The organism is uncultured Martelella sp., from assembly GCF_963677965.2.
In the GTDB taxonomy this organism is placed as follows: Bacteria; Pseudomonadota; Alphaproteobacteria; order Rhizobiales; family Rhizobiaceae; genus Martelella; species Martelella mangrovi.
The window spans coordinates 805,001-817,814 of record NZ_CAXXFM010000001.1 but is presented as its reverse complement, the minus strand read 5'-3'; the positions used below and the strand labels follow the sequence as shown (position 1 = coordinate 817,814).

Genomic DNA, 12,814 nt, shown 5'->3' with positions numbered 1-12,814 from the left:
CGGGTTGAGCGGAATGGATGCTCGGATCGCGTCCGAGCATTGTTTGTCGGATCTGGGTTATTGTTGTGATGCAGCTGCGGGCTGTTAGCTTGCCCGCAGCTGCTGCAACAGGCGACCGTCCGAGCATTGGGTGAGACACCCGCTGTCATCAAGGTTACTGTTGCACCGAGCAACCGCTTGAAGAGTTGATTGGGCCGCTGATTGCCACGCCCGCAAACAACCCCAAGCATGCCTTGAAAGGATAGCATCGCCATGGCCGTTTTGCACCATCCTCCACACACCTGTCTCGGCTGCGACATTGCAAAGGACACGATTGCCGTTTCCTGCGGCGACCAGGCCACCGTCATCGCCAATCGCAGCAAGGATATTCGTCGCTTCCTGCGCAGCTGCAAGGCAGATCTGGTCATCTGCGAACCCACCGGCGGGTATGAAGCCGTCCTGATCGAAGAGTGTCTGCGTCGCGGCCTTCCCGTTCACCGGGCCGATACGCGCAGGCTCAAGGCCTTCATCCGTTCGCGCGGACGCATCGGCAAGAGTGATGCGATCGATGCCCGGGAAATGGTCGCCTATGGCATGGAACGCTGGGCAAGCCTGTCCCTGTGGCGGGCCGAAAACCCTAATGACGCAAAGCTCAGGGCTCTTGTCCGCCGCCGCGCTGATCTGGTCGCCATCAGGGTCGCCGAGCAAAACCGCGCCATGGCGCCGGGCGGACGTGAACTGGCCGTCACCTTCGAGGCCATGCTCGCCGCCATCAATCGCCAGATCGCACTTCTCGACAAGGAAATCCGCAGGCTCATGCGCAGCGAAGCCTTTGCGGCCAGAGCCAGCATCGCAATGGCGATGACCGGCATCGCGGACACAACCGCAGCCGCCCTGATCGCCACAATGCCCGAGCTCGGGACGCTGGATCGAAAGAAAGCAGCGGCACTGGCCGGCCTGGCACCTCATCCAAACGAGAGCGGCAATAAAATCGGCTACCGGAGAATGCGCGGCGGAAGACCGGTCATGCGAACCATCCTGTTCATGCCGGCCATGCAGGCAGCCTGTGGAAGAGGCGAGTTCGCCATCTTCTATAAACGCCTTGTCGAAGCCGGCAAAAAGCCAATCATTGCTATCGCCGCAGTCATGCGAAAAATCGTCGTAACCCTCAATGCAAGGTTCAGAGATCAAATCATCCAACAGAGTTGATGACACCTGTGGGGACGGATGACGGAGGCAACAACCCGCACATCTTCGCGTTTGTCAGCAGTCTGAATCGGGTTCACCCGCCTTTTGCTCAATAGCCGAGCAACAATACCCAGACGCTGACCGTCAGAACGCCGAGCGCGGTTGTCAGGGTGATGGTGGATGCGGCGACGTTTTTTCCTGTGCCGAACTGGTTGGCCAGTACGAAGGCATTGACGCCGGTGGGTGCTGCGGCTGCCAGCACGATGCCGGCGATTGTCGGCTGTGAAAGCCCGAGGGCGGAGGCGATAACAAAAACCGAGCCCGGCATGAGCAGCAGCTTGATGAAGGTGATTGTCGAAAACAGACCGACATTGCCGGCCACCTTGTATTGCGTCAGCGTCATGCCGATGGCAACGAGTGCGACGGGGGCCGCCATGCCGGCGAGCATGTTGATCACGGTTCCGACCGGCCCGGTGATCGGCACGTTGAAGAGGTGTATCAGCGCGCCGGCCGCAAGGCCGATGACGATCGGGCTGGTGGCCAGATTGTATGCGACTGTTATGAACACCTTCAGGGGGTTGCTGATCGCGCCGCCCTCATGTGTCTTGGCGCGTTCGACAAGCACTGTCGCAGTCACCATCATCACCGGCATGTGAATGGCCAGCACCAGCGAGAGCGCCACGAGGGCTGCATCGCCGGCGACATGGCTGACCAGCGGAATGCCGAGAAGCGCGATGTTGGAGAAGGTGCCGGACAGGCCGATGATCACGGCTGCGGCGCGGTCGCGATGGAAAACCAGCCGCGAGACGAGAGCGGCTGCGGTCCAGGCAATGGCGACGCCGCCAAAATAGGACAGCCAGATCTTGAACGGCCCGGCATTGTGAAAATCGGCGCTGGCAATGGTGCGCAAAAGCAGCAGCGGCAATCCGATCTTGAAGACGAAACTGGTCAGGACCCCTGCCTGATCGGCGCTCATATAGCGCGTGCGAACCGCCAGCCAGCCGATCAGGATCAGGGAGAAGATCGGGACGACATTATTGAAAATTTCATACATGGCGGGCTTTCGCGCGGGGCGGGCGGCGGAATGACGCTGGTGGAGAGGAGACCGTTCCAGCGAAAATGTTCGCCATTCTCCGGGGTGTCAAGCCTGTCGGCTTTCTGCCCGCCCCTGCCGGTCAGCCCTTGAGCGCGGAAGCGGGCGGCTGGCGATAGGCGAGAAATGCCGGCAGTGCGGAAAGAATGGCTGCCGCGATAACCAGGATCAGCGCGTTGCCGGCATCGCTTGCGGCAAAGCCGACCGGCATATCGATCCCGCGATCGGCCATGATCGACTGTGAGATCATGCGGGCGGAAAAGAAGCCGGCGATATAACCGATCAGGATGCCCAGCCCCACGAGTGAGAACAGTTCGAGCCAGACAATCGTGAAAACCGCGCCCCGCGGCGCGCCGAAGGCCCTGAGTGCGCCGATCTCCCGTTTGCGCTGGGAGACGTGAATGACGGTCACCAGCAACAGGGCGCCTGCCACCAGTATCTGCGCGCCGATTGCGATTGCCGTGAGCACCTGACGCGCATCCCCCAGCGTCGCGTAAAGCCGTGTCAGGACCTCCGCCGGGAAAACCGCAACCGTTCCATCGGCCTCGCGATATGACTGCCGCAGCCGGTAGGCATCGGAAATCGACTTCGGTTTCACCAGGATTGCGGGCAGTCCGGGCGTTTCGCCCCGATGCCAGTCTTCGTCAAGCGGCGCATTGGCGTTGACGTGGTGGTGCTCGTCTTCATCGTGCTCATGCCCGGCGTCGTCCGCTGCATGGTCTTCGTCATGGGCCTCGCCGGCTTCATCGTCATCATGGTGATGCTCGTCCTCGTCGTCATGTCCGAGGCCGTGGATATGCCAGACAGCCTGAATCGGCACGAGAATGGCGCGGTCCCAGGGCGTTCCGGTAGGCTCCGCCTTTCCGGAGACGTGGTAGACGAGTTCGGTATGGGTATGGCCGCCCGTTTCTGCCGCGCCGTGCATCGGCTTGATCTCGGCGCCGACGTCAAGATCAACGGCGGAGCCGACCACTGCCTCGCCTTCGCGGGTGAAGATATCGCCTTCGGCAAAGCCCGGCACGGTGGCGTGAATGAGTGCGGTGGTGGTTCCCACGATCGGATAACCGGCATAGCTGTCGCCGAAGCCGATGGGGGCGGCCCAGTCAACGCGCGGGTCTTCGTTGAGGGTCGGCAGCACATCGCCATCCATCAGCGGAAGGTCCGAAGGCTGGAGGAAGACGGAGGACAGCACCAGTTGCGTCTCGCTGCCGGGCGCGCCGACCACGAGGTCGAACTTTTCCGAGGCCCGCGCCGAACCGAGGCGCAGCGCGCGTTCCTGAAGGGTGATGGTGACGCCGAGCGCGGTTGCAAGGGCGATCAGCAGGACGATGACGGCCGATCCCGCCCAGAGCCTTCTGAGGTCGGAGAAAATGAAGCGGAACACAGCTCAGCCCTTTCTTTCGTCGGCGATAACGGCGCCCGACAGAAGCGAAATCCTGCGTGCCATGGGGGCAACCAGCCGCTCATCATGGGAAACGACGATCAGCGTGCTGCCGAGGGTTTCGGCCAGTTCGCGCAGCAGCCGGCCGACCACCGCGCCGGATGCGCTATCCAGGCTTGCCGTCGGCTCATCGGCAACGATGATCGCCGGTTCGCGCAACAGCGCACGGGCAACGGCGACGCGCTGCATCTCGCCGCGCGACATGGTTTCGATCTTCTGGTCATGCCGGTCGATGCCGACCTGATCGAGCAGGGCCTTTGCCCGCGCAAGCCTGCCGTGACCGGCAGCGTAGGCCAGACGGGCGGGCAACAGCACGTTGTCATAGGCCGAGAGACCGGGAAACAGGTGAAAATCCTGCATCACCAGCCCGATATTCTTGCCGCGCCAGCGGTCGCGCCTGCCTTCCGCAAGGCCGGCAAGGTCTGTTTCGCCCCAGCGGGCATGGCCGGATTGCAGCCGCTCAAGCCCCGTGACGATATTGACGAACGTGCTTTTGCCGGAGCCGGAAGGCCCGGTCACGGCCACCGTCTCGCCGGGTGCGATCTCAAGGGAGGGGATGGACAGCACCGGTGCCGGAAGGCCGGGGAAGGTGACGGCAATATCTTCAAGACGAAGGGGCAGCATGGAGGCGCGGCTTTCGGGGTTCGGCGGGAGAGGCGTTTCAGACGGTCTTGTAGCGCGCGTCCCTGAGGCGCAGTTGGCTGACAAATCCGGTTTCGGGGTCCACCCAGGAACCACGGTCGAGCGTGCCGGTCACCTCGATCATCTGGTTGGGCTGAACGAATGTCTGCTTTCTGTCGAGGTAGACGACAATGATGTTGTCCGGCCAGTCGGCATCCGACGAGCAGAACGGGCACAGCGCCATCGGTATTTCGGAGAGCACAAAAAACTGCGCCTCGGCCTTCAGCGGCGGCGCCATGAAGCCGCGGATGGAAATCTTTTCGCCGGTGAGGTTCTTGACCTTGTCGGAAAACTCCAGACCCAGCGGGCTGAATGTGCCGTAAAGATCGTCAAAGGCCAGTTCGGCGGTGGCGGCATGGGCGGAGCGAAAGGCAAGGCCGGCGCCAAGCGTCAGCGCGGTGGCCAGCAGGCTGCGGCGGGAAAGGGTAGAGCGAGAAGTGTCGGTCACGGTGTGGTCCTCCATGCAGTTGCAGGAGAGGACCGGGCGAAAGCCGCCCGGTCCCGTTTCTTAAAAAACGCGTTTACTGTTTCTGGCTGGTGCCGAGGGCAAAGGCGTCGGCGAGAACTTCGTAGACGTCCGACTGTTCCATATAGCCCTTGAACTCTTCCGAACCGGGGCCGGTGGCCTGAAGCACGACATCATCGACGGCGTGAACGCCGGTGGAGGCATTGTGCGGCAGGTTGCCGGTGCGCAGAACCGCACCGGGCACGTCCTTGTACTGTTCGTTGGCGACGTAGTTGCCGTTTTCGTCCTTCACGGCCGGCTCGAACGGACCATCCATTTTCGGACGGAAGGTCTCGTAATAGTCCGGGAAGTTGTTGGAGAAGATGGCCAGGCGGCGGGATACGTCGATCTTGTCCGGGTAGCCGTCGCCGTTTTCGTCGGTGTAGTTCGGGAAGCCGGCGTCGTCATAGGTCATCACCTTGTCGCGCATATCGTCGGCCTCAACCTCGTCATCGATCGTGCCGATCAGCGAAACGCCGTGCGTATGGTCGCCGGTCACGACGATCATGGTGTCGGGATGCGTTTTGGCGAAATCCATGGCCTGACCGATGGCCTGGTCGAACTCGATGGTGTCGACAACGGCGCGGTCCCAGTCGAGCGGATGGCTCATCTTGTCGATCGACGCGCCCTCGACCATCAGGAAGAAGCCGTCCTTGTTCTTTGAAAGACGATCCAGCGCCACCTTGGTCATTTCCGGCAGACCGGGCTGATCGGAGAACTTGTCGACGCTGCCCTTTTTCAGGAAGGAGCGATCAAGCTTGGTGTCCATGTTGCCGGTGTGGAACAGGCCGAGGATCTTGTCCGGGTTCTGGCCTGCGACCTCCTCAAGCGAGGTGGCGTCGGTGGCAACCGTGTAACCGGCATCCTCGAACATGGCGATATAGTCGTTATCGTCCTTGCGCTTGGAGCCGGGAATGTCGGACTTCAGGAAATAGGCAGAGCCGCCGCCGAGGATGACTTCCGGCTGAATGCCGTAGAACATGCCGACGATATCGGCCTTGTCGGCGCGCCTGCGGGTGTGGGCAACGGTGGCCGCCGGCGTCGCATCTTCGATTTCAGCGGTGGAAACGACGCCGATCGCCTTGCCGGTCTGGCGGCGCAGCGCTTCGGCAATGGTCTCGACTTTGGGGTCGTCCTGGCTGTCCGGCGTACGGTCGGCATAAACGCCAAGCGCATTCACGCGGGTCTTGTGGCCGGTCATGTAGGCCGACATGGTGTTGGCGGAATCGGTGGCGATGGCGTGGGTCGACGATGTGCCGATGAAGGCCATGCGGTCGAGATCGTCCATGCTCAGGCGGCCATCGGCCTTGCCCTCGGTCATGCCCTTGGACATGATGCGGGCGGCCGTGCGGTGGGCAACGGAAAGGCCGTCGCCAAGGAAAAAGACGATGTTCTTGGCTTTCGCCACGGAGGGCGTGTCGTAGACGGTCCAGGTAACCGACTTCTCTTCGTCACCGGCCTTGACGGCCACGGTGTAATCGCCGGGGTTGGCAAGCGAAAGATCGCGCAGGATCAGCGCCGAGCCGAGGCTGGCGTCGTCTTCGCCCTTTTCATCGGCGATGAATTCGGCATCGGCGCCGAAGACATCGGCATAGGCCTTGCCATTGACCGTGACGTCGACCTGCCCGGGTTCATAGACCTGATCCAGCTCGACCTTGAAGTCGAACGGCGAGCCGACCAGAACGGTGGCGCGGTCGAGCGGGTAAATGGTGGCGGCATTGGCTGCGCCGGCGAGGAAGGTTGCGGCTGCGAGTAATGCAAGACGTGCGCGCATGAAAACCTCTCATGTCAGGGTTTGCGGAAATAGCTGCGCTCTTGCGATAGTCCTGCCGCATTACACTGAGATGACGTTTTCGCTGCGTTTTGATGACGGTGCACGCGCTTGCCGCTCACCGCGTTCGCTCTAACGGCGCTGGCGCCTGCCGCGCGGTTTCAGGTAGCGTCTGCGCCTGCGTTTCAGCGAGAAATGAAGGACGCGGGTGATGTACCAGCCGATTGCCAGCGTGACCACGCCCGCTGCCAGAAAGCCGCTGGCATTGCCGACGATCTGTGCCACGGCGAAGATGTTGTGGGAAAAGATGAAGCCGAGCAGCGTATAGATCATCACATAGAGCATCTGGCCGGGAATGGCGGCGGTGATGAACATCTTCCAGCGCATGCCGGCGGCCCCGGCAACCGGGTTCATGTAGGGACCGATCATCGCCAGAAGCCAGCGGGTGAAGAAGATCGCCATGATGCCCCGGCGCTCAAGGTAGTCGCTGGCCCTGTCGACAAGGCGCTGCCGCTTCGGCCCGCCTGCGGCAAAGCGCTCGACATAGCCTGTTCCGCCGATCCTTCCGGCCCAGTAGCCGACCTGGTCGCCGCAGCAGGCGGCCAGCAGGCAGGACAGGTAGATCGCCCAGAAAGACAAATCGCCCGTGGCAACGAGCGATCCGCCGAACAACATGATCACGGCGGTTGGCAAGGGAATGCCGCAGCAGGCCAGAAATACGGAGAATGCGATTGCCGGAATACCATAGACCGGCAGGAGCGCCAGAAGCTGCTCACTCATCGGCGTCGGCCTTTTCTTCCTCGTATTCATCGAGGGCTTCGGCGATTTCGTCTTCCAGCTCGTCGAGCGATATCCCCTTCATGCGGGCGATCTGGCGCAGCATCATGCGCCGGCTTCGGCTGTCGGGTGCAAGGTCCAGTTCTTCGGCAAGCTCCGATGCGGGAATGTCGTGAACAACGGCGACATGGCCAAGCGTCATCCATCCCTTCAGTTCGAGATTCCGGTTTTCGGGATTGTGCCAGTAGAACACCGAGAAGATGAACTGCAGGGCAAAGACAAGCGTGATGAAGGCCGTCGCCAGAAAGGCGATGCAAAGACCCCTGTGCCGCCCCCACAGCGCACGGAGAGGAAATGTTATCCTGCTTTTCATCGCTTTAGCCTTTCGCGCGTGCGATTTTCCCGTTCCCCGATAACCGCTGTGGACTGCCGGCACAACACCTTCGCCGGCGGGTTGATCGCTCTCGGTCGGTCTTTTCGGCTATCGTCTTTTGCTCTGATCCGCTATGACCCGACAGGATTGCAGGAACAAAGCCCATGGAGAAGAACGGATGAACGATACGATCCGCGTCCACAAAAACGACATCTCGGCCGAGGATGCCGCGCGCTATACCGGTGCGATTGCCATCGACACCGAAACGCTTGGCCTGATACCGCGCCGCGACCGGTTGTGCGTGGTGCAGATATCGCCGGGCGACGGAACCGCCGACGTCATCCAGATCGCCGCCGGCCAGAAGGACGCACCGAACCTTGTCTCCATGCTGGCAGACCCGGCGCGCCAGAAGATTTTCCATTTCGGTCGCTTCGATATCGCGGTTCTTTATTATACCTTCGGCGTGACAACCGAAAACGTGTTCTGCACCAAGATCGCCTCGCGCCTGACCCGCACCTACACCGACCGTCACGGGCTGAAGGACAATCTGCGTGAAATGCTGGAAGTCGACGTTTCCAAGGCGCAGCAGTCTTCAGACTGGGCGGCGGAAACCCTTTCCGACGCTCAGCTTGCCTATGCGGCTTCCGACGTTCTCTATCTGCATCGCCTGCGCGACAAGTTGATGGAACGGCTGATGCGCGAGGACCGCATGGCGCTTGCCGGCGCCTGCTTCGATTTCCTGCCGACACGGGCCAAGCTCGATCTTCTCGGCTGGGAGGAAACCGACATTTTCGCCCATAGCTGAAGGGGATAGGTGGTGTTGCATATCAGCAACAAATTCTCCGGCAGACCTCTTTAAAGCCTTCATGCCTGCACCCATATCTGACCTTGAGCGGCGGCAACGCCGCGTAATCAGGACCCGCCTCAAAGAGGGGGTTTATTCAGGTCATCGTTCTGTCGCTTCAAAAGGTCGGAACGAGGAATGGAGGCGAAGATATGAACATCGAAAAATATTCCGAACGGGTGCGTGGCTTTTTGCAGTCGGCGCAGACCTATGCGCTCGGCGAAGGTCATCAGCAGTTCGGTGCCGAGCACCTGTTGAAGGTTCTGCTCGATGACGAGCAGGGCATGGCCGCATCGCTGATCGAGCGGGCAGGGGGCGATGCCAAAAAGGTGCGCCTTGCCAATGATGCAGCACTGGCGAAAATTCCGAAGGTTTCCGGCGGTAACGGCCAGATTTACCTTTCCCAGCCGCTCGCCAAGGTTTTCAACACAGCCGAAGAGGCCGCCAAGAAGGCCGGTGACAGTTTCGTCACCGTCGAGCGTCTTCTGTTGGCACTGGTGATCGAAAAGAGCGCTTCGACCTCGAAGTCGCTTTCCGGCGCAGGCGTGACGCCGAACGGGCTGAATGACGCCATCAACGAAATCCGCAAGGGCCGCACCGCCGACAGCGCCAGTGCCGAGGAAAGCTATGACGCGCTGAAGAAATATGCGCGCGACCTGACGGCCGACGCCCGCGATGGCAAGCTCGATCCGGTGATTGGCCGTGATGATGAAATCCGCCGCACCATTCAGGTGCTGTCGCGCCGGACCAAGAACAATCCGGTCCTGATCGGTGAACCCGGCGTCGGCAAGACGGCGATCACCGAAGGCCTTGCGTTGCGCATTGTCGATGGCGACGTGCCGGAGAGCCTGAAGGACAAGAAGCTGATGGCGCTCGACATGGGCGCGCTGATTGCCGGTGCGAAATATCGCGGTGAGTTCGAGGAGCGTCTGAAGGCTGTCCTGAACGAGGTTCAGTCCGAAAACGGCAATATCATCCTGTTCATCGACGAGATGCACACGCTGGTCGGGGCCGGCAAGACGGATGGCGCAATGGATGCGTCGAACCTTCTGAAACCGGCGCTGGCGCGCGGTGAACTGCACTGCGTTGGTGCAACCACGCTCGATGAATATCGCCAGCATGTGGAAAAGGATGCCGCTCTGGCGCGTCGTTTCCAGCCGGTCATGGTTGACGAGCCGACGGTGGAAGACACGATCTCCATTCTGCGTGGTCTGAAGGAAAAATACGAGCAGCACCATCAGGTGCGGATTTCCGACAGCGCGCTGGTGGCGGCCGCCACGCTTTCCAACCGCTATATCACCGACCGTTTTCTGCCGGACAAGGCCATCGACCTGATGGACGAAGCCTCCAGCCGCGTGCGCATGCAGGTGGATAGCAAGCCGGAAGAACTGGACGAACTCGACCGCCGTATCATCCAGCTCAAGATCGAGCGGGAAGCGCTGAAAAAGGAAACCGACCGGGCTTCGAAGGACCGCCTTGAAAAGCTCGAGGGCGAACTTGCGTCCTTGCAGGAACAGGCCGATACGCTGACGGCGCGCTGGCAGTCGGAAAAGAACAAGCTCAACAAGGCTGCCGACCTGAAGAAGCAGCTCGACGCGGCCCGCAACGAACTGGCCATTGCCCAGCGCAGCGGTGAGTATCAGAAGGCCGGTGAACTGGCCTATGGCTCGATCCCGAAGCTGGAAAAGGAACTGCAAGAAGCCGAGGCCGAAGACAATACGGTGACGGATTCCATCCTTCAGGAGGTTGTCACTCCCGACAACATCGCGCAGGTCGTTTCCCGCTGGACCGGTATTCCGGTCGACAAGATGCTGGAAGGCGAACGTGAAAAGCTGCTCAGGATGGAAGACGAACTGGCCCGCTGGGTTGTCGGCCAGGGCGATGCCGTGCAGTCGGTCTCCCGCTCTGTCCGCCGTGCGCGTGCGGGGCTGCAGGATCCGAACCGGCCAATCGGCTCGTTCATCTTCCTCGGTCCCACCGGCGTCGGCAAGACCGAGCTGACCAAATCGCTGGCCCGCTTCCTGTTCGATGACGAGACCGCGATGGTCCGCATGGATATGTCGGAATATATGGAGAAACACTCCGTCGCCCGGCTGATCGGTGCGCCTCCCGGCTATGTCGGCTATGACGAGGGCGGTCTTCTGACGGAAGCGGTGCGCCGCAGGCCGTATCAGGTGGTGCTGTTCGACGAGATCGAAAAGGCCCATCCGGATGTCTTCAATGTGCTGTTGCAGGTGCTTGATGACGGACGGCTGACGGACGGGCAGGGCCGCACGGTCGATTTCCGCAACACGATCATCATCATGACCTCCAATCTGGGTTCGGAATTCCTCACCCAGCTTGGCGAGAATGAGGACAGTTCGGCTGCGCGCGATCAGGTGATGGAGGTCGTCCGGGCATCGTTCCGGCCGGAATTCCTCAACCGTGTGGACGACATCATCCTGTTCCACCGGCTGCATCGTGACGATATGGGCGCGATTGTCGACATCCAGCTGACAAGGCTCGAAAAGCTGTTGTCGGACCGCAAGATCGAACTTGATCTGACGCCAGATGCCCGCAACTGGCTGGCGGAAAAGGGCTATGACCCGGCCTATGGCGCGCGCCCCCTGAAGCGCGTGATCCAGACGGCGGTTCAGGACCCGCTGGCCGAGAAAATCCTTGGCGGCGAGATTTCCGACGGCGCCCACGTCAAGGTCGACGCCGGCTCCGACCGGTTGCTGTTTTCGCTCAGCGGCGCGTTGAAAGACGTCGCCTGATCGATACGGCAAATGCCGGACAGAAACGAAAAGGCCGCCTTGCGGGGCGGCCTTTGGTTTGTTGATAAAGCTGCCCCTCCCTCCGGGTCATCCTCGGGCTTGACCCGAGGATCCAGGGCCACACAATGTACGCTTGCTTGAAACCCTTTCTTATCAAAGGGTTGAATAGAATGGATGCTCGGATCACGTCCGAGCATGACACCTGTGGGGACGGCTGACGGAGGCAGCAATCCGCACGTCTTCGGGGTTGTCACAGTCTGAAGGCGGCCTTGCGGGGCAGCCTTTGGTGTATTCAGCACTGGAAGGTGATCGTCTTCGGTGCTCAATTGCCGCTGTTTGCTGCAACCTTGGTGGTGTCTTCATTGCCGAGCAGGGCATCAATGCGTTTGCGCTCGGATTCGAAACGGGCAAGCTGGGCGCCTGCCAGCGCGTCGGAATTCGGGAAGCGAACCTTCATTGGATCGACCTTGGTGCCGTTGACGATCATCTCGTAGTGAAGATGCGGTCCGGTCACGAGGCCGGTGGCGCCGATATAGCCGATGACCTGGCCCTGTTTGACCCGCGCGCCTTTCTTGACATCCGGAGCGATCTTGCTCTGGTGATTGTAGGATGTCTCATAGCCATTGGCGTGGCGGATGATGGTCTGGTTGCCATAGCCGGAAGACGACCAGCCGGCCGTTTCGACAATGCCATCGCCGGCGGCAATGATCGGGGTTCCTGTGGGGGCAGCCCAGTCGACACCGCTGTGCATGCGGGAATATTTAAGGACCGGGTGGCGGCGCATGCCGAAACCTGATGTGAACTTGCCGTTGGGCACGGGATTGCGCAGCAGGAAACGGCGGATGCTGCGGCCCTTCGCATCATAGAAATCGACGGCGCCGGTCTCCTGATCGGCGAAACGGTAGAGGCGGATGTCCTGACCGCCGATCTTGGCGTCGATGTAGAAAAGTTCCGATGTCGCGGTTGCCCGTCCGTTCGGGTCGGCATCGGAGAAGAACAGTTCAAGCTGATCATCCGGGGACGCCATGGACTGCAGATCGACCTTGCTGGCAAGCAGATTGATCAACTGGCTGGCCATGTCGTTGGTCAGTCCGTAGGTCAGCATGGCGCGGAAAATACCGTCATAGACCCGCACGGGTTTCTGTGCCGTTCCAAGCAGAAGGTCGGTATCGTCGGCGGAGGCGTTCGCGACCGCGTCGCTCATCGGCGGTTCAACACCGTCGACGAACTGGCCATCATCATTAAGCGCCATCGTCATCAGATGCTCGCCGTCACGATAGAGGCTGAGACGGACAACCCGCATATTGCGCCCCATACGCATCAGGCCGATACGCAGGATATCGCCGGCCTTCAGCATCGGCGTGTCGGTGCCCTTTTCAACCTGATGGCTGAGTTCGGTTGCAAGC

Annotated in this window: 11 protein-coding genes (1 of these 11 only partly in view); 3 read left to right on the top strand and 8 right to left on the bottom strand. The window is 61.0% G+C overall.

All coding sequences use genetic code 11. The features are described from left to right. The first annotated feature begins 252 nt into the window (after positions 1 to 252). Positions 253 to 1,188 carry an IS110 family transposase gene (locus tag ACHZCU_RS04015; RefSeq protein WP_319517751.1) on the top strand — a complete coding sequence of 312 codons (936 nt, stop codon included), beginning with the start codon at positions 253 to 255 and terminating at the stop codon, positions 1,186 to 1,188. 88 nt (positions 1,189 to 1,276) lie between these two features. Here the strand turns inward: ACHZCU_RS04015 and ACHZCU_RS04010 are convergent, their stop codons facing one another. From ACHZCU_RS04010 to ACHZCU_RS03980, 7 genes are all read right to left on the bottom strand, one after another. Further along, positions 1,277 to 2,221, bottom strand: a complete 945-nt coding sequence (locus tag ACHZCU_RS04010) for an AEC family transporter (RefSeq protein ID WP_181190789.1) — start codon at positions 2,219 to 2,221, stop codon at positions 1,277 to 1,279. A 121-nt stretch (positions 2,222 to 2,342) separates the two neighbouring features. Continuing rightward, on the bottom strand, positions 2,343 to 3,644 hold the full coding sequence (locus ACHZCU_RS04005; RefSeq protein WP_319517750.1) for an ABC transporter permease: 1,302 nt from the start codon (positions 3,642 to 3,644) through the stop codon (positions 2,343 to 2,345). Between the two features lie 3 nt (positions 3,645 to 3,647). After that, positions 3,648 to 4,325 (bottom strand): ABC transporter ATP-binding protein, encoded by a 678-nt coding sequence (locus ACHZCU_RS04000; RefSeq protein WP_319517749.1) that lies wholly within the window; start codon positions 4,323 to 4,325, stop codon positions 3,648 to 3,650. Positions 4,326 to 4,362: 37 nt separating this feature from the next. After that, on the bottom strand, positions 4,363 to 4,830 hold the full coding sequence (locus ACHZCU_RS03995; RefSeq protein WP_394706016.1) for a hypothetical protein: 468 nt from the start codon (positions 4,828 to 4,830) through the stop codon (positions 4,363 to 4,365). A gap of 73 nt (positions 4,831 to 4,903) precedes the next feature. Then, the gene (locus ACHZCU_RS03990) at positions 4,904 to 6,661 is read right to left on the bottom strand and encodes an alkaline phosphatase (protein WP_319517748.1); all 1,758 of its coding nucleotides are present in this window, start codon (positions 6,659 to 6,661) and stop codon (positions 4,904 to 4,906) included. A gap of 129 nt (positions 6,662 to 6,790) precedes the next feature. Further along, complete coding sequence (locus tag ACHZCU_RS03985; RefSeq protein WP_181190788.1) at positions 6,791 to 7,438, bottom strand: DedA family protein; 648 nt, start codon at positions 7,436 to 7,438, stop codon at positions 6,791 to 6,793. Continuing rightward, positions 7,431 to 7,808, bottom strand: coding sequence for a hypothetical protein (locus ACHZCU_RS03980; RefSeq protein ID WP_106308025.1), 378 nt, complete (start codon positions 7,806 to 7,808; stop codon positions 7,431 to 7,433). The genes ACHZCU_RS03985 and ACHZCU_RS03980 overlap by 8 nt, the downstream gene beginning before the upstream one ends. A gap of 178 nt (positions 7,809 to 7,986) precedes the next feature. On the opposite strand from ACHZCU_RS03980, the gene ACHZCU_RS03975 reads away from it, so the two are divergent. Next, positions 7,987 to 8,613, top strand: coding sequence for a ribonuclease D (locus tag ACHZCU_RS03975; protein WP_106308022.1), 627 nt, complete (start codon positions 7,987 to 7,989; stop codon positions 8,611 to 8,613). Between the two features lie 191 nt (positions 8,614 to 8,804). Next, a complete protein-coding gene (gene clpB, locus ACHZCU_RS03970) occupies positions 8,805 to 11,408 on the top strand; it encodes an ATP-dependent chaperone ClpB (RefSeq protein WP_319517747.1) in 2,604 nt (867 codons plus the stop codon). A 322-nt stretch (positions 11,409 to 11,730) separates the two neighbouring features. On the opposite strand, the gene ACHZCU_RS03965 is transcribed toward clpB, so the two are convergent. Continuing rightward, on the bottom strand, positions 11,731 to 12,814 hold the 3' portion of the coding sequence (locus ACHZCU_RS03965) for a M23 family metallopeptidase (protein ID WP_319517746.1). The gene runs 860 nt beyond the window's last position; the window shows 1,084 of its 1,944 coding nt (coding positions 861-1,944); its start codon lies off the right edge, out of view — the gene reads right to left on this strand; the stop codon is at positions 11,731 to 11,733.